At 67.4% G+C, this 16,596-nt stretch carries 14 protein-coding genes; 2 read left to right on the top strand and 12 right to left on the bottom strand.

All coding sequences use genetic code 11. From position 1 onward, the window contains the following. Positions 1–3: 3 nt before the first annotated feature. The 7 genes from LGR54_RS21260 to lepA all read right to left on the bottom strand — a co-directional run bounded on the left by LGR54_RS21260 (position 4) and on the right by lepA (position 7,632). Positions 4–1,056 carry a LacI family DNA-binding transcriptional regulator gene (locus tag LGR54_RS21260; protein WP_230363966.1) on the bottom strand — a complete coding sequence of 351 codons (1,053 nt, stop codon included), beginning with the start codon at positions 1,054–1,056 and terminating at the stop codon, positions 4–6. A gap of 2 nt (positions 1,057–1,058) precedes the next feature. Continuing rightward, complete coding sequence (locus LGR54_RS21255) at positions 1,059–1,865, bottom strand: ABC transporter permease (protein ID WP_230363999.1); 807 nt, start codon at positions 1,863–1,865, stop codon at positions 1,059–1,061. A gap of 44 nt (positions 1,866–1,909) precedes the next feature. Continuing rightward, positions 1,910–2,731, bottom strand: a complete 822-nt coding sequence (locus tag LGR54_RS21250; protein ID WP_230363965.1) for an ABC transporter permease — start codon at positions 2,729–2,731, stop codon at positions 1,910–1,912. Positions 2,732–2,785: 54 nt separating this feature from the next. After that, positions 2,786–3,937, bottom strand: coding sequence for an extracellular solute-binding protein (locus tag LGR54_RS21245; protein WP_230363964.1), 1,152 nt, complete (start codon positions 3,935–3,937; stop codon positions 2,786–2,788). A gap of 33 nt (positions 3,938–3,970) precedes the next feature. Continuing rightward, positions 3,971–5,149 (bottom strand): ABC transporter ATP-binding protein, encoded by a 1,179-nt coding sequence (locus tag LGR54_RS21240; RefSeq protein WP_230363963.1) that lies wholly within the window; start codon positions 5,147–5,149, stop codon positions 3,971–3,973. A gap of 414 nt (positions 5,150–5,563) precedes the next feature. Continuing rightward, entirely contained in the window at positions 5,564–5,752 is a 189-nt protein-coding gene (locus LGR54_RS21235) for a YegP family protein (RefSeq protein ID WP_230363962.1), read from the bottom strand. A gap of 74 nt (positions 5,753–5,826) precedes the next feature. Continuing rightward, positions 5,827–7,632, bottom strand: a complete 1,806-nt coding sequence (lepA, locus tag LGR54_RS21230) for a translation elongation factor 4 (protein WP_230363961.1) — start codon at positions 7,630–7,632, stop codon at positions 5,827–5,829. 115 nt (positions 7,633–7,747) lie between these two features. On the opposite strand from lepA, the gene LGR54_RS21225 reads away from it, so the two are divergent. Together LGR54_RS21225 and LGR54_RS21220 are read left to right on the top strand one after the other, a co-directional pair. Further along, a complete protein-coding gene (locus tag LGR54_RS21225) occupies positions 7,748–8,383 on the top strand; it encodes an MBL fold metallo-hydrolase (protein ID WP_230363960.1) in 636 nt (211 codons plus the stop codon). 87 nt (positions 8,384–8,470) lie between these two features. After that, the gene (locus LGR54_RS21220) at positions 8,471–9,352 is read left to right on the top strand and encodes an MBL fold metallo-hydrolase (RefSeq protein ID WP_230363959.1); all 882 of its coding nucleotides are present in this window, start codon (positions 8,471–8,473) and stop codon (positions 9,350–9,352) included. A 6-nt stretch (positions 9,353–9,358) separates the two neighbouring features. Here LGR54_RS21220 and LGR54_RS21215 read toward each other — a convergent pair whose 3' ends face one another. From LGR54_RS21215 to LGR54_RS21195, 5 genes are all read right to left on the bottom strand, one after another. Beyond that, positions 9,359–11,365: an EAL domain-containing protein gene (locus LGR54_RS21215; RefSeq protein ID WP_230363958.1), complete on the bottom strand. Its 2,007-nt coding sequence runs from the start codon at positions 11,363–11,365 to the stop codon at positions 9,359–9,361. A 161-nt stretch (positions 11,366–11,526) separates the two neighbouring features. Then, on the bottom strand, positions 11,527–12,822 hold the full coding sequence (locus LGR54_RS21210) for an amidohydrolase family protein (protein WP_230363957.1): 1,296 nt from the start codon (positions 12,820–12,822) through the stop codon (positions 11,527–11,529). Continuing rightward, a complete protein-coding gene (locus LGR54_RS21205; protein WP_230363956.1) occupies positions 12,819–13,763 on the bottom strand; it encodes an ABC transporter permease in 945 nt (314 codons plus the stop codon). The genes LGR54_RS21210 and LGR54_RS21205 overlap by 4 nt, the downstream gene beginning before the upstream one ends. Next, a complete protein-coding gene (locus tag LGR54_RS21200) occupies positions 13,763–14,830 on the bottom strand; it encodes an ABC transporter permease (protein ID WP_230363955.1) in 1,068 nt (355 codons plus the stop codon). Before LGR54_RS21200 ends, LGR54_RS21205 begins: the two co-directional genes overlap by 1 nt. Beyond that, on the bottom strand, positions 14,827–16,410 hold the full coding sequence (locus tag LGR54_RS21195) for an ABC transporter ATP-binding protein (RefSeq protein ID WP_230363954.1): 1,584 nt from the start codon (positions 16,408–16,410) through the stop codon (positions 14,827–14,829). Before LGR54_RS21195 ends, LGR54_RS21200 begins: the two co-directional genes overlap by 4 nt. Positions 16,411–16,596: the final 186 nt, after the last annotated feature.

Raw genomic sequence — 16,596 nt, 5'->3', positions numbered from 1 at the left:
GAGTTACTCCGCCGAAGGCCGGTTAGCAGGGAGGGAGGGAGGGACGGGCATGCTCGCCCGTTCGACGAACACTGCCTTTAGGCGTGTCGTGGAGGGTTCGGCGGCAGGTGAGGCCAGCCTTCGGTCGAGATGAGCCACCGTATGGACGGCGATCTCCGCCGGGTCCTGCCTGAAGGTGCTGAGCCGATAGGCGTCCCAGCTCGCCTCGGGTATGTCGTCGAAGCCGATCACCGCGATGTCCTGCGGGACGCGCAGACCGAAACGGTACCGCGCCGCGTCCATCACCCCGAAGGCGATGAGATCGTTGACGCAGAACACCGCCTGCGGCCGCTCCACCGTCGCGAACAGCGCCTGCGCCGCCTGCTGGCCGCCGGCATAGTCGGAATCGGCGCCGCGAGCCGCGGCCACTTGCGCCCCGAAGCGACGCGCCTCGTCGAGGAAGGCCTGCTCGCGCTCGACAATGCTCGGCGTGCCCGAGGCCGAGCCGGCGAGACCCAGCCGCGTGAGCCCACGCGCGAGGAACAGCCGCGCCGCCTCGCGGGCGGCGACCTCGTTGTCGACCTTCACATGATCGCAGCCGGGTTCGGAGCGGCCAATGGAAATCAACCGCTGGCCGTTGCGCCGGGCAAGCTCGACGAAAGAAGCCGGCGGCGAGCCGGACAGAATGATCGTCGCCTCGGCGCGATAGCCGAACAGCGCCGCCTGCGCCGCCTCCAGCTCCGCCGCTGAGGAACCGGTATTGATGAGGAACGGCAGATTGCCGCGCCGGATCAGCGCGGCGGTCAGCGCGGCGACGAGATGGGCGCGGAACCCGACTTCCGGCCTGGTCGCCACCAGCCCAACCAATCGGCTGCGATTGGCCAGCAGGCCGCGCGCGAGGTCGTTGACCTGATAGCCGAGCTCGGCCGCCGCCCGCATCACCTTCTCGCGCGTCTCGGGCGAGACGCTGGCCCCCGGGGTGAAGGCGCGCGACACCGCCGAGCGCGACACGCCGGCCCGCTCGGCCACCTGCTGCGCGCTGACGAAACCGCGCACGCCGTCATCGGTAAGGGACATGATCAGCGGCCGACCTTCGACAGCACGTCGGATTTCAGGAAGCGTTCCACCACCAACATGAAGCCGATAGAGGGAACGAGCAGCAGCAACGCCGTGATGGAGGCCACCTGGTAGTTGCCGCCCGCGCCGGCAGTGTAGAGAAGCAAGGGCAGCATGTTCACGTCCGGCGCGCCGACGAAATAGCTGCCGGTGAACTCGTCGAGCGATTCGAGGAAGACGAAGATCGCGCTGGCGAGCAGGCCCGGCGCCGCCAATGGCAGCGTCACGTCGAGAAAGGCCCTCAGCGCCCCGGCGCCAATGGAGCGCGCCGCCTCCTCCAGCTCCGCGTCGACGGCCGAGAAGGCGGCGGTGGCGATCCAAACCGCATAGACGAGGCCGTGGGTGACGTGCACCAGCACCACGCCGGGATTCGTGCCGTTGAGACCGAGCTGGTAGAACAGCCGCGCGACGTTCACATAGACCGTCAGGTTCGGGAAGGCCTGCGGGATGAGGAAGGCGATCAGGATCACCGCGCGGAACGGCAGCCTGAGCCGCGCCAGCGCGTAGCCGGCGGGAATGGCGAGTGCCAGCGAAACCGCGACCGTCAGTCCCGCAACGGTGAGGCTGTTGGCGAGTGATTCCATCGCATTGCCACGCGCCGCGAACACCCGGCCCCAATAGCTGAAGCCATAGTCGATCGGCAGCGCATGCGGGAAATACCAGCGCTCCGCCACCGTCCATAAAAGCAGGTTGGCGAGCGGTCCGAAGATCACGAAGGCCAGTAGGCCCAGCACCAGCCCGCGCGGGATCCACCACAGATCGACGCCCATGGCCGAGCGGGCGTGCGAGGCGCTTGTGACGTCGACCTGCGCCATCACGCCCGTTCCTTCACGCTGTGGCGCAGATACAGCCATGCCACGCCGGCACTGGCGATCAGCGAGACCACGCCGAGCGCGTTCGCCACGCCATAGTCACCATAGGCGTTGATGCGGAAAGCGATGTCGGCGGTGATCATGGTCGGCGACTGCGCGTTGATCATCAGCGGCACCGACAGCACCGACATCATGGTGACGAAGGACAGCACCAGCGCCACCATCAGCGTCCCCGCCACTTGCGGCACGAGGATTTCCAACAGGATGCGCAGCCGCGAGGCGCCGAGATTGCGCGCCGCCTCGAGGGTGCCGCGGTCGACCGACGCCATGGCGCCGGCGACCAGCAGCGCCACGAAGGGCGCCTGTTTCCACACGAAGGCGATGACGATGCCGCGCCAGTCGAGGAAGCTCGCCGCCTCCATCGGCGTGATCAGCCCGGCGCCGATCAACACGTTGTTCATCAACCCGTTTTTGGCGAGGAAGGTCCGCAGCACCTGCCCCACCACGATGAACGGGACGAACATCGGCCAGCGGTAGAGCCAGCGCAGCAGGGCGACCGCGCGCGGATTCTCGCCGAGCGTCAGATAGCCGCCGATGGCGAGCGCGAGCGCGCCGATGATCGCCGTCGACAGGCTGACAATCATCAGCGTGAACACGATGTCGGAGGTGTAGAGCTCGAAGGTCTTGATGAAATTACCGAAACCGAACCCGCCGCCGACCTCGAAGGCGCCGGCCACCGAGGCGGCCAGCGGCACCACGAACAAGAGCAGGATCACCGCGAGGGCGGGCAGGACGAGCAGCAGTCCCAGAGCGGGTGTCGGCATGTCGGCTATCCCGAGAGAAGCGGCCACCCGGTACGATCGGGTGGCCGATGAGGCTCAATTGGTGGCCTGGCGCTCATAGGCTTCGAGGATCGCGCTGTTATAGGGCGCGATGGGGAACGGCTTGCCGTTCTTCGCCAGATCTTCCGGGGTGATGGCGATGAACAGCTTGTCCCACGTCGCCTTGTCGAGCTCCGGCTGGACGTACTGGGCGTCGATGCCCGGATACCAGTTGAAGCGCTTCACGATGCCCTCGGCCTGCACCTTCGGGCTGGTGGCGAGCTCGACGAACTTCTCGGCGAGTTCCTTGTTCGCGCTCTTGGCGGGGATCACGTAATGCATCGGCTGGCCGGGCATGCCGGGCGCCGGCAGCACCAGCTTGAAGTCCGGCGGCAGCTGGCCGTTGGCCTGCCAGGAATAGAACATGTCGACCCACACCGGCCCCATGGCGATCTCGCCGCGCGAGAGCAGGTCGAGCGTACCGGCATTGCCGGGCGTGAGCGTCGCGTTCTTGGTGAAGTCGCGCAGCGAGGCGAAGGCGGCGTCCCACTTCTTGGTCTCGGCCGCCTCGAAGGGACCGTTCATCAGCTTGCCCGCGTCGCCGTCGCCGAAAGCGTAGATCCAGCCCATCACGAAGCTGACGCCGGAGGCGCCGCCCTTGATGCCGTTATAGCCGAACTGCTTGGGATGGGCCTTCGCCCACTCGGCGAGCTCGGCGTAGCTGCGGGGCGGGTTGGGCACCAGCGCGGGATTGTAGGCGATGGCGGTCTGGCTGTTGAACATCGGCATGACGTAGCCGGTCACCTTGGTGCCGAGCGCCATGTCGGCATTGGCGCGGCTCACCAGCTTGCCGGTGGAGATCTTGTCGCGATACGCCTCGAGATAGGCGCCGGTGATCATCGGGCCGACGAACTTCTCGTGCACCACCGCGACATCGGTGTCCCAGGTGGTGGTGCCGGCCTGCTTCTGCGCCTCGAAACGCTCGACGATCTTCTGCGAGCCGGCATCGCCCGGGCCGGTGCCGACCACGCGCACCGTGTTGCCGGGATACTGCTTCTCGAACAGCGGCGCGAGGTACTGGTTGACGTAGTCGACCATATTCTGGTCGCCGGCGGTGATGACGGTCAGCTCGGCGGCACTGGCCGGCGCGGCGGCAAGGCCGAGCGTCAGGGCCGAGGCGACGAGCGCAGGCTTGAGGAGGCTCTGCATGGATCGGATCTCCGTTGGAAGAAGGATGGCAGGTCAGCTTGCCTGGAGGACGCGCTCCACCGGACCGCGCGGGGCCGCTGGAGAAAGCTCGGCCGCCGCCTCTCGCGCCGTCGTATCGGACGCGCCTGTCGAGGCGGGCAGGTTGAAGAGGAACAGCTTGTCGCCGGGGATGCGCAGCTCCACGCCGGCGCCGCCGTCGAAGGGACGGGCAGCATCGGCGAACAGCGTCTGGTCGCCGACCCGCACCGAATGCCGCCAGCCGCCGCCGAGATAGCTCGCCGCCTCGACGCGGCCGGCGATGGCCAGCCCTTCCGCCTTCAACGCCTGTGCGCCAGCGACAACCATCTCCACCGCCTCGGCGCGGAAGCGGGCTTCCAGCCGGCCGCTCGACAGCAGGCGTCCATCAAGGTTCAGCGTGGCGGCGGACGACTGCCGGCCAGCCGCGATATGGACCGCGCCGCCGGCGACCCGCCCCTCCAGCACCAGCGCGTTCTCCGCCCCCATGAAGGCGGCGACGAAGGACGAAGCGGGGCGGCTGTACACCTCTTCCGGCGAGCCCTGCTGGGCGATGCGTCCGGCCTCCATGATGACGACGCGGTCCGCCATCGCCATCGCTTCCTCGCGGTCATGCGTGACGATGACGGCGGTGATGCCGAGCCGGCGCTGCAGCGCGCCGATCTCATGGCGCACCTTCAGCCGGATGCGGGCATCGAGATTGGAGAGCGGTTCGTCGAGCAGCAGGATCTGCGGATCGACCGCCAGCGCCCGGCCGAGCGCCACCCGCTGGCGCTGCCCGCCGGACAGCGCGGCCGGCTTGCGGGCTCCGAGCCCTTCAAGGCCGAGCAGCGCCTCGATCTCGGCGACCCGCCGGTCGATCGCGGCGCGGGAAAGCCCCTTAAGCTTCAGCCCGTAGCCGATGTTCCGGGCGACCGTCATATGCGGCCACAGCGCGTAGGACTGAAACACCAACGCCATGCCCCGCCGGTCCGGCGGCATGAGCGTCACGTCGCGCCCGTCGACCGCGACCGTGCCGGCGGAGGGTGTCACGAAACCGGCCATGGCCCGCAACAGAGTGGTCTTGCCGCAGCCGGAGGCGCCGAGCAGGGCGACGAACTCGCCCTTGCCGATGGCGAGGTCGAGCCGCTCCAGCACGCGGGTCGCGCCATAGCCAACCGACAGATCGGTGATGCGAAGGAAGGCGTCGTCGTTCATTCCGGGTCCTTGCACAGCTGTGCAACATCAGGCGCGGATCGCCGCGGCCACGGACCGGAACTAGCTTGCTTTCATTGCAGACGGATGACGGCTCGGGGATGCCGGCGCGCCGACACGTCACGGCAGGCCGAACGACAAAAAGGGATAGGCCGGATCGAGGCTCGGCACGCCCCGGCGCGGTTCTCGGAAACGTGGATCGCAAGAAAAGTGCGAGGTCACTGCTGCCGGGAACGACGTCACGAAACAGGAACCGCCTGTCTTCGCAACGAAGCGGCCTGACAAACGCAATGCGGATCGATGAGATCGGGGCTCGCCTATGACGGCCATCCGCACCGTCGCCCTGCGGCGAGGCGCGTTTCCGGCAAGAAACGTATCCGCACGGCCGCCGATCAAGGCACCGTGCGGACCGTAATGTCAGACATCAACCTTGGTCTGATCGACGACGGTGGCGCCCGGCGCGTTCTTCTTGATCGATTCGATGGCGCTCAGCGCCGATGCCTTGGCTTTGTAGCCTTCCGACGAAAACATGCTTTCGCCGTTCGACGCCTTGAACCGGAACCGGAATTCGCCGGCCTTATCCTTGTAGACCTCAAACTTGTACATTTCCCACCTCGTCATTTTTTGACGTTAGGCGGCCATGTCAGCACGAATTGGCACGCTTGGGTAGCGGGGGAGGGTCAGTCGTCCACCTTGAGCGCGGCGATGAAGGCTTCCTGCGGAATCTCGACGCGGCCGAACTGGCGCATCTTCTTCTTGCCTTCCTTCTGCTTGTCCAGAAGCTTGCGCTTGCGGGTGATGTCGCCGCCATAGCACTTGGCCGTCACGTCCTTGCGCAGCGCCTTGATGGTCTCGCGGGCGATGATCTTGGCGCCGATGGCGGCCTGGATCGGGATGTTGAACAGATGCTGCGGGATCAGGTCCTTCAGCTTCTCGCACATCGCCCGGCCGCGATATTCCGCCCGCGCGCGGTGCACCAGCATGGAGAGCGCGTCGACTGGCTCGGCATTGACCAGGATCGACATCTTCACGAGGTCGCCCTCGCGATATTCGGTGATGTGATAGTCGAAGGAGGCGTACCCCTTCGAGATCGACTTCAGCCGGTCGTAGAAGTCGAACACCACCTCGTTCAGCGGCAGGTCATAGGTGACCATGGCGCGGGCGCCGACATAGGTCAGCTCGATCTGGTTGCCGCGCCGGTCCTGGCAAAGCTTCAGCACCGCGCCGAGATAGTCGTCCGGGGTGAGGATGGTGGCGCGGATCCACGGCTCGCGGATCTCCTTGATCTTCACCACGTCCGGCATGTCGGCTGGGTTGTGCAGCTCGAGCACCGTGCCGTCGTTCATCTCGATCTCGTAGATGACCGAGGGGGCGGTGGCGATCAGGTCGAGGTTGAACTCGCGCTCCAGCCGCTCCTGGATGATCTCCAGATGCAGCAGGCCGAGGAAGCCGCAGCGGAAGCCGAAGCCGAGCGCCGCCGAGGTCTCCATCTCGAAGGAGAAGCTGGCATCGTTGAGGCGCAGTTTGCCCATCGCCGCGCGCAGATCCTCGAAGTCGGCGGCGTCGACCGGGAACAGGCCGCAGAACACCACCGGCTGCGCCGGCTTGAAGCCCGGCAGCGCCTCGGCGGTCGGCCGCTTCTCCTCGGTGACGGTATCACCGACGCGGGTATCGGCGACTTCCTTGATCGAACCGTTGAGGAAGCCGATCTCGCCCGGGCCGAGCTCGGCCATCGCCACCATCTTCGGAGTGAACACGCCGACGCGGTCGACATCGTAGACCGCATTGGTGCGCATCATCTTGATGCGCTGGCCCTTCTTCAGCACGCCGTCGACGATGCGCACCAGCACCACGACGCCGAGATAGACGTCGTACCAGGAGTCGACCAGCAGCGCCTTCAGCGGCGCCTCGCGGTCGCCCTTGGGCGGCGGCAGGCGGGTGACGATGGCTTCCAGCACGTCGGGGATGCCGAGGCCGGTCTTCGCCGAGATCAGCACCGAATCGGAAGCGTCGAGGCCGATCACGTCCTCGATCTGCGCCTTCACCTTGTCCGGCTCGGCAGCCGGCAGGTCGACCTTGTTGAGGACCGGGACGATCTCGTGATTGTTGTCGATCGCCTGGTAGACGTTGGCCAGCGTCTGCGCCTCGACGCCCTGCGAGGCATCTACCACCAAGAGCGAGCCTTCCACGGCGGCGAGCGAGCGGTTCACCTCATAGGCGAAGTCGACATGGCCGGGCGTGTCGATGAGGTTGAGGACGTATTCGTTTCCGTCCTTCGCCTTGTAGGACAGCCGCACAGTCTGCGCCTTGATGGTGATGCCGCGCTCGCGCTCGATGTCCATATTGTCGAGCACCTGATCCGACATCTCACGCTCGGACAATCCGCCCGTGATCTGGATCAGGCGGTCGGCGAGAGTCGACTTCCCATGGTCGATGTGGGCGACGATGGAAAAGTTGCGGATGTTGGCGACGGGCTCGGTGCTCATGGCGCGCGGGATAGCATTGGCGCTCACCGCTCACAAGCGTGGCGGCGGCTTCTGGGCGGCTTGCAGGCTGGCATCCGATCGACCACATTCCCGGCACCTCACCCATGGAGTGGTCATGTCCGAGCTCAAGATCGCCGTCGTCCCCGTCACGCCATTCCAGCAGAACTGTTCCATCGTCTGGGACGAGACGACCAAGCGGGGCGCGGTGATCGATCCGGGCGGCGACCTGCCGCGTATCCTCGCGGCGCTCGAAGAGCTTGAAGTGACAGCGGAAAAGATCATCCTCACCCATGGCCACATCGACCATGCCGCCGGCGCCGCCGATCTCGCCGAGCAGTTGAAGGTGCCGGTTGAGGGACCGCATATCGGCGACAAGTTCCTGCTCGACGACCTCGTGGCCAATGGCGAGCGCACCGGCATTCCCGGCAAGGCGGTCACGCCCAGCCGCTGGCTCGAGGAAGGCGACAGCGTCGATATTGGCGGCATTCCGTTCGAGGTGCTGCACGTTCCCGGTCATACGCCGGGCCATGTCGTGCTGTTCAGCCGCGACAACAGCTTCGCCCTCGTCGGCGACACGCTGTTCCAGCGCTCGGTCGGGCGCACGGATTTCCCCTATGGCGACCACGACCAGCTGATCACCGGCATCAAGACGAAGCTGCTGCCGCTCGGCGATTCCGTCACCATCCTGCCCGGCCACGGCAGCGCCTCGACCATCGGCACGGAAAAGCGCAGCAATCCCTACATCCGCTGATTTGCCGCAGCGTTAAACGGAACGTTACTCGCGCTGCGGCGCAGCACGGCCAATCATGGCGAAGCCTCGTGCTGGGGAGCTTCGCACATGCCGCCATCACCGTGCCTGCGCCGCGTCCGCGCCGTCCTGATCCCGCTTGCTGCCACCTTCGCCGTCACCTTCGCCGCCCCGGCGCTGGCGCAGGCGGATCGCTGCCCGAAGCTGGTGGCGGAGGCGCCGGCCCGGGTGCTTCCCGCAGCGTTCCGTCCCTCCCCGCAACCACTGGAAAGCGCGCTCCGCCAAAACCTGTTCCGCATCGCGGCCGGTGCTCCCGACGAGGTGACGCTGAACTATATCGGCCACTCGACCTTCCTGATCGAGACTGCCGGCGGCGTCACCGTCGCGACCGACTACAACGACTATGTCCGTGCCGATGTCGTGCCCCGCGTGGCGACGATGAACCGGGCGCACAGCACGCATTTCTCGCTCAACCCCGATCCCGGCATCGAACATGTGCTGAAGGGGTGGGGCGACACGCCCGGCCAGCCGGCCCGCTACGATCTCGACGTCGGCGACTTGTGGATCGGCAACCTGCCGACCAATACCCGCGACTGGGAGGGCGGCACGGTCCGCAACGGCAACTCGATCTTCGTGTTCCGCGCCGCCGACCTCTGCATCGCCCATCTCGGCCATCTGCATCACACGCTCACCGAGGACGACATTGCCGCGCTCGGGCGCATCGACGTCGTGCTGGCCCCGGTCGATGGCAGCTACACGCTCGATGTCGACGGCCTGATCGAGGTGCTGAAGGCGCTGGAATCGCCACTGGTCATCCCGATGCACTACTTCAACCCGTCGACCCTCGACGCCTTCCTGAACCGCCTTGGCGGACGGGACTTCGTCATCGAACGGCAGGCCGGATCGAGCCTGGTGGTCTCGCGCGCGAGCCTGCCGCGCAAGCCGACGGTCGTCGTGCTGCCGCCGCGCTGAGGCGCGCTATACGTCGCTGCGCGCGAGGCGCTCCAGCCAGCCCGTCGCGACGCCGGCCTCCATCGGGTGGCCGAACAGGTATCCCTGGCCGCATTCGCAGCCGAGTTCCTGCACCGCCGCCGCCTGCTCCTCGGTCTCGATGCCCTCGGCCAGAACCCGCATGCCGAGGTCCCGCCCCAGCCCCGCCACCGCGCGGACCAGCGCCCGGTCGGCCACCGAATTCGCCATGTCGACGATGAAGGAACGGTCGAGCTTGATCGTGTCCACGGGCAAGCGACGCAGATGCGTGAGCGAGGCGTGGCCGATGCCGAAATCGTCGAGGGCGATGGCGAAGCCCTGCCGGCGAAGCTCCATCAACGCGTCGACCACGGCTTCGCCCCGTGCGCCGAAGGTGACGGTCTCCGACACCTCGAATTCGATCTGTGCGGCCTCGACGCCAGTGGCAAGGATCGCCTCGCCGACACCCGCGAGGCTCGCTCCTCGCTGGAAATTATTGCGAGACAGGTTGATGGCGATACGGCCCGGATCGATTCCGGCCTGCCGCCACAGACCGATCTGCCGGCAGACCTGCCGGACGACGACGTCGCCGATCGGCACCATGAGGCCGATGCTTTCGGCCTCCTCCAGGAACTCACCCGGGAGCAGCAGGCCGCGCACCGGATGGCGCCAGCGCAACAACGCCTCGAAGCCGAAGGGGCGGCGGTCCACCATCCGCACCAGTGGCTGATAATGAACCTCGAACCCGCCGACGGCGAGCGAGGCCCGCAGATCATCGATGCATTTGTAGCGCTCATCGGCTGCACGGCGCATGGCGGGATCGAAGAGATGAACCCGGCGCCCCTCCTCCGCCTTGGCCGCATAGAGGGCGAGATCCGCATTGCGTTGCAGCACATCGGGACGATCGCCGTCACGCGGCCATAGCGCGGCACCGAAGCTGGCGCTCACCGTCAACCGCGTCGCCATGGAGGGCTCTTCCACGACGGACGCCAGCGAGCGGCGGACGAGATCGGCCCGATCGGTCAGGGCTTCCGGGGTGCGGAGCCCCGGCAGGATGACCGCGAACTCATCGCCGCCGAGCCGGGCGCAGACATAGTGCGGCCCGACACAATCCGACAGCCGCCGGCCGATTTCACGCAGCACGGTGTCGCCGACCGCGTGGCCGTAGCTGTCGTTGATCTCCTTGAAGCCATTCAGATCGATGGCGAGAAGGCCACCGACCGAGGCCGGATCGGCCATGGCGCGCTCGAGCTGTTCGGCGAAGCGGCGGCGATTGGCGAGCCCGGTCACGGTGTCGTAGCCGGCATAGAATTCGGCGCGACTGGTCGCCTCGACCCGGTCGGTCACGTCCCGCTGGTTGACCAGGACGGAGAGCCGCCCGGTCACGGGATCAATGGTGGTGCGGGCGTCGATGCCGTGCCAGCGCCGCCCCCTAACCGTGTCGACGATGAAGTCGCCGGACACCGTCCGCCCCATGAAGGCGTCCGGCCGTTCCGCGTCCCTCGCCACCACGGCGCCCCACATCTGCAGACCTTCGGACGGATCGGCGAACATCGAGGCGAAGCTGCGACGTTCACCCGGGAAGCACGCTTCGGCGGCCGGGTTGCGATAGCTGACCCAGCCCTCCTCGTCGAACAGCAGGACGTTCACGAGCGTGTGCCGCAGCGCCTCGCCGGCCCGCAATTCGTCGGTCAGGCGGGCATAGTGCTCGACCTCCATGAGCAGGCCGACATTGCCGTTGTCGAGCCGCACACCGCTCATCAGCGCATCGACGGTGAAGGGACGGTGCTTGGGATAGAAGGTCCACCGCTCAGCCACGATCTCGCCGGCGGATATGCGCTCGACCAGCCGGCCGAGGCGCTGGCGCATGGCATCGGAGTGCGGCGTGAAATCGCGCGCGAAGAACTCGGCTTCCTGCCCCGGCTCGATGCCCCACAAATGCAGGGCCGCCTCATTGGCGAAATGCTTGCGCATGCGGCCAGTGTCGAGGATCCACACGGGCCGCTTGAGCGCCACCAGCCCTTCCGTCCGACAGGCCGGAAGGGGTCGAGCCAACAGACTACCGGTACCCGCCATCACTTCCGCCGCCAATACGGCGTGCCCCCGCTGCGGATCCAACGATTGTAGAGTACGAGCAATTGTTTACGGCAGCAATCGCCGTCACCTTCCGCCGTGCCCTATCCTTCCCGGCCGGGAGCATAAGCCGCAGGGTCGAGAACGCCCGGCCGGCCCGGCAGATCGAGCACGCTGGCGCGCGGCGTGCCTTCGGAGATCACCCGTCCCCGCCGTACCACGAACAGCCGCGCCGCCTTCAGCCGGATCGCCTCGATGGGATCGGCGGCCTGCAGCACCACCAGATCGGCGTTGCAGCCCGGCGCGATGCCATAGCCCTCCAGCCCCATGATGCGGGCAGGATTGGTCGTCACCGCCTCGAAGCACCAGGCCATCGCCTCGCGCGCGGTCATCTGCCCGACATGCAGCGCCATGTGCGCCACCTCCAGCATGTCGCCGGAGCCCAGCGAGTACCAGGGGTCCATCACGCAGTCATGGCCGAAGGCGACGTTGACGCCGGCGGCACGCAGTTCCGGCACCCGCGTCATGCCGCGCCGCTTGGGATAGGTGTCGTGCCGCCCCTGAAGGGTGATGTTGATCAGCGGGTTGGCGATGGCATGGACGCCCGCTTCGGCGATCAGCGGGATCAGCTTCGAGGCATAGTAATTGTCCATGCTGTGCATGGAGGTGAGGTGCGAGCCGGCGACACGCCCCTGCAGCCCGAGGCGCTGCGTCTCATAGGCCAGCGCCTCGATATGGCGGGACAGCGGATCGTCGCTCTCGTCGCAATGGATGTCGACCCGCAGCCCGCGCTCGGCGGCGATCTCGCACAACGCCTTCAGCGACGCCGCGCCGTCCGCCATGCTGCGCTCGAAATGCGGGATGCCGCCGACAATGTCGACGCCCATGTCGAGCGCGCGCACCAGATTGCGAGCGGCGTTCGGCGAACGGTAATAGCCGTCCTGCGGAAAGGCGACGAGCTGAAGGTCGATATAGTCCTTCACCCGGTCGCGCACCTCGAGCAGCGCCTCGACCGCCAGCAGCCGGTCGTCGCAGACATCGACATGCGAACGGATGGCCAGCAGTCCCTGGCTCACCGCGAGGTCGCAATAGCGCAGCGCCCGCTCGATCACCGCCTCATGGGTGAGCAGCGGCTTCAACTCGCCCCACAGCGCGATGCCCTCCAGCAGCGTGCCGGATTCGTTCATCCGCGGCAGGCCGAGCGACAGCGTGGCGTCCATGTGGAAATGCACGTCGACGAAGGGTGGGCTGACCAGCCGGCCACCGGCATCGATCACCTGTCCCGCCTCGGCGTCGATCCCCGGCTCGACCGCGATGATGCGGCCCCCCTCGCAGGCAATGTCGAGGCCCGAACGCCCGTCGGCAAGACGGGCGTTCCGAACGAGAAGATCAATGCTCATCGTTGTCCCTTGAAATAAGGCTTCATCAAAGCGCGCGGATAGTCGGCGCGGCGTGCCACCAGCACAAGCGCGGCGATCGAAAAAAGATAAGGCAGCATCAGGAAGATCTGGCTCGGCACCGCTCCGCCAGTGATGGTCTGCAGGCGCAGCTGGTAGGCGTCCAGCGCGCCGAACAGCAAGGCCCCGAGCAGCGCCTTGCCCGGCCTCCACGAGGCGAAGACGGTGAGCGCGATGCACACCCAGCCGCGCCCGTTGATCATACCGAAATAGAAGGCGTTGAAGGCCGAGAGCGTCAGGAAGGCGCCGCCCAGCGCCATCAGCGCCGAACCCGCCATCACCGCGCCGAGGCGAAGCCCGACGACGGACAGCCCCTGCGCCTCCACCGCCTCGGGATTGTCGCCCACCGCCCGCAGGGCAAGGCCGAGCGGGGTGCGTGCCAGCACCAGCGCCAGAACGATCACGCAGGCGAAGGCCAGCACGGTGAAGGCGGTCTGCTGGCCGAGGATGGGGCCGAGGAACGGCACGTCGCGCAAAATCGGCAGATCCAGCGGCGGAAAGGCCTCGATGCGCGGCGGCGTCGCGACATTGGGAAACGCGACACGGTAGCCGAAATAGGCGATCGATGTCGCCAGCAAGGTCACGCCAATGCCCGTCACGTGCTGCGAGAGGCCCAGCGGCACGGTCAGTACGCCATGCAGCAGGCCGAACAGCGCGCCGACCAGTGCCGCCACCAGCACCCCGCCCCACAGGGGCAAGCCGAGATAAACAGCCAGCCAGCCGGACATGGCGCCGGCGACGAAGATGCCCTCGATGCCGAGATTGAGCACGCCGGCGCGCTCGCAGAGCAGCGCGCCCAGCACGCCGAAGATCAGCGGCGTGGCAATGCGAAGCGTGGCGGCCCAGAAATTGGCCTGGGTGAGAATTTCCAGCGCGGCCCACATCAGGCGGCCTCCCGGCGCACGAGCACGATGCGGAACCGGGTCAGCAGCCCGCCGACCAGCACGCTGAGCAGCGACAGCGCCACCACGAGATCGGCGAGATAGTTGGAGACGCCGATGGCCCGGCTCATCGAATCCGCGCCGACGAAGACGGCGGCGATGAAGACCGCTGCCGGGACCACGCCCAGCGGCGACAAATTCGCCAGCGTCGCCACCACGATGCCGGCATAGCCGAAGCCGGGCGAGAGATCGGCGGTCAGATAGCCCTTGAGCCCCGCCACCTCGCTGGCCCCGGCCAGCCCGGCGAGGCCGCCGGACAGCAGCCCCACCAGCGCCATCGCCTTGCTGACCGGCAGGCCGGCATAGCGGGCGGCGCGGGCATTCTCCCCCACAGCCCGGATGCGGAATCCCCAGACGGTGCGGGTGATCAGCACATGCAGGCCGATGGCGCAGGCCACCGCCAGCACCAGCCCCCAATGCAGGCGCAGGCCGGGCACCAGCTTGGGCAAAGTGGCTTCGTCGAGCACCGGCGCCGATTGCGGCCAACCGAGCGCCATCTCGTCCTTCATCGGCCCTTCCAGCATCATCTGCACGAAGAGCAGCACCACGAAGTTGAGTAGCAAGGTGACGACGACCTCGTCGGCCCCGAAGCGCATCTTGAAGAACACCGGCACCAGCAGCAGCGCAGCGCCGGCAAGCGCGGCTCCGACAAGCACTGTCGGGACAAGGAGATAGGATGGCAGGTCGAGCAGGCCCGCGCCCAGCGCCACCGTGGCCAGCGCGCCGGCATAGAGCTGTCCCTCGGCGCCGATGTTCCACAACTTTGCCCGGAAGGCGACGGCGGCCGCCAAACCCGTGAAGATCAAAGGGGTTGCCCGCGTCAGCGTCTCGGCGAAGGCGAAGCCGCTGCCGGCGGCACCCTGCACCATGAACAGGAAGGACTGGAGCACCGGGGCACCCGACAGCGCCAGCGGGATGGCGGTGAGCAGCAGCGCCACCAGCCCCGCCCCCACCGAGACGGCGAGGGTCAGCCAGACCGGGGTGCGCTCGCGCGGAACGAAGCGGATCATGCGGCCTCCTCCGCCGAATGGCCGGCCATCATCAGGCCAACCGTGCGCATGTCGAGGCCGGCGACGTCCATGGCCGGCGACAAATGGCCGGCATGCATCACCGCGATGCGGTCGGACAGCGCGAAGAGCTCGTCAAGATCTTCAGAAATCAGAAGAATTCCCGCGCCACGCCCGCGCGCGGCGAGCAGCCGCCGATGCACGTCGGTGGTGGCGCCGATATCGAGGCCGCGCGTCGGCTGGTGCGCGAGGATGAGGCGCGGAGCGCGCTCCAGCACGCGGGCCAGCACCACCTTCTGCATGTTGCCGCCGGACAGGGCACGGATCGGCGCCTCCGGGCCGGGGCAACGTATGTCGTAGTCGCGGATCGCCTGCGAGGCGCGGGTGCGGATCGCGGCTCGCCGCAGCAAGCCGTGCCGCTGGTTCTCCGGGTCGGCGAGCGTCTCCAGCACGTAGTTTTCGGCGACGGTGAGCGCGCCGATGGTGCCGTCGCGATGACGGTCTTCCGGGATGCGGCCAACGCCGGCGGCGAGCCGCGCGCCCGGATCGGCACGGGTCGCGACCTGCCCGATGATCTCGCAGCGGCCGCGGCGCGGCGCCTTCAGCCCGGCGACCAGCGCGGCGAGCGCTCCCTGGCCATTGCCGGAAACGCCGGCGATTCCAATGATTTCGCCGCCACGCAGTTCGAGATCGGCGCCCTCCAGCCGGTCCCGCTCGCCGGGCGCGCCGACATCGACGCCAGCAAGGTGGAGCACCGGCGCGCCGAGAGCCGCCGGCATGCGCTCGCGCGCGGGGATCTCGCGCCCCACCATCAACTCGGCCAGCGTTGCCCGGTCGGCACCCGCCGCCGGCCGGTCGGCGACCTTGGCACCGCCGCGCAGTACCGCCACCCGCTCGCACAGCGCCAGCACCTCATGCAGCTTGTGGCTGATGAAGATGACGGCAAGTCCTTTTGCAGCAAGGGCTTTTACGGTCGTGGCCAGACTGTCCGCCTCCTGCGGGGTGAGCACCGCGGTCGGTTCGTCGAGGATCAGCACCCGCACGTCGCGATAGAGCGCCTTCAGGATCTCGATGCGCTGCTGCTCGCCGACCGAGAGCCGCCCGACCGGCACGCCGAGATCGGCTTCGAGCCCCGATTCCTTCATCAGGCGCGCGACTTTCGCCCGTGCGGCCGCCTTGCCGAAGCCAAGCCGCCACAGCGGCACGGTGCCGAGCACGATATTCTCGAAGCCGGTGAGGTTCTCGGCCAGCGTAAAGTGTTGATGCACCATGCCAATTCCGGCCGCCAACGCCGCCTCCGCCGAACCTCCGGGAAGTGGCGCCAGCCGCCCCCCGGCATCGGCGATATGCACCGTGCCCTCGTCGGCGACGTAGTGGCCGAACAGGATGCTCATCAGCGTCGTCTTGCCGGCCCCGTTCTCGCCCAGCAGCGCGACGATCTCGCCGGCATGCACGTCGAGGCTGATGACGTCATTCGCTACCAGATTACCGAAACGCTTGGTGATGCCGGACAGCGACAGCACCAGCGGGCGAGTATGGTGCGGTGTACGATCAGGCTGATCGGGTGCGGTCGGTGCGATCATGAGGATGCCTTCTGAATCTTCCTGACGGGGAGCAGCCCCGGAAGGGGGACCGTCGGTGTCCCCTCCTCGGGGAAGCGAGCCGTCACCACCGGCCCCTCCATCTTTCTTCCTCTCCTCGTCGGGCCGAAGCAGGTCGTCGAGGCCGCACGATTGCGGAGTGTCGAAGACCCCTCGCCCCACCCCTCT

Origin of the sequence: Ancylobacter sp. Lp-2, assembly GCF_020523795.1 — a bacterium.
Classification (GTDB): Bacteria; Pseudomonadota; Alphaproteobacteria; order Rhizobiales; family Xanthobacteraceae; genus Ancylobacter.
The sequence above is the reverse complement of the archived record's forward strand: the minus strand, read 5'-3'. Positions and strand labels throughout refer to the sequence as shown.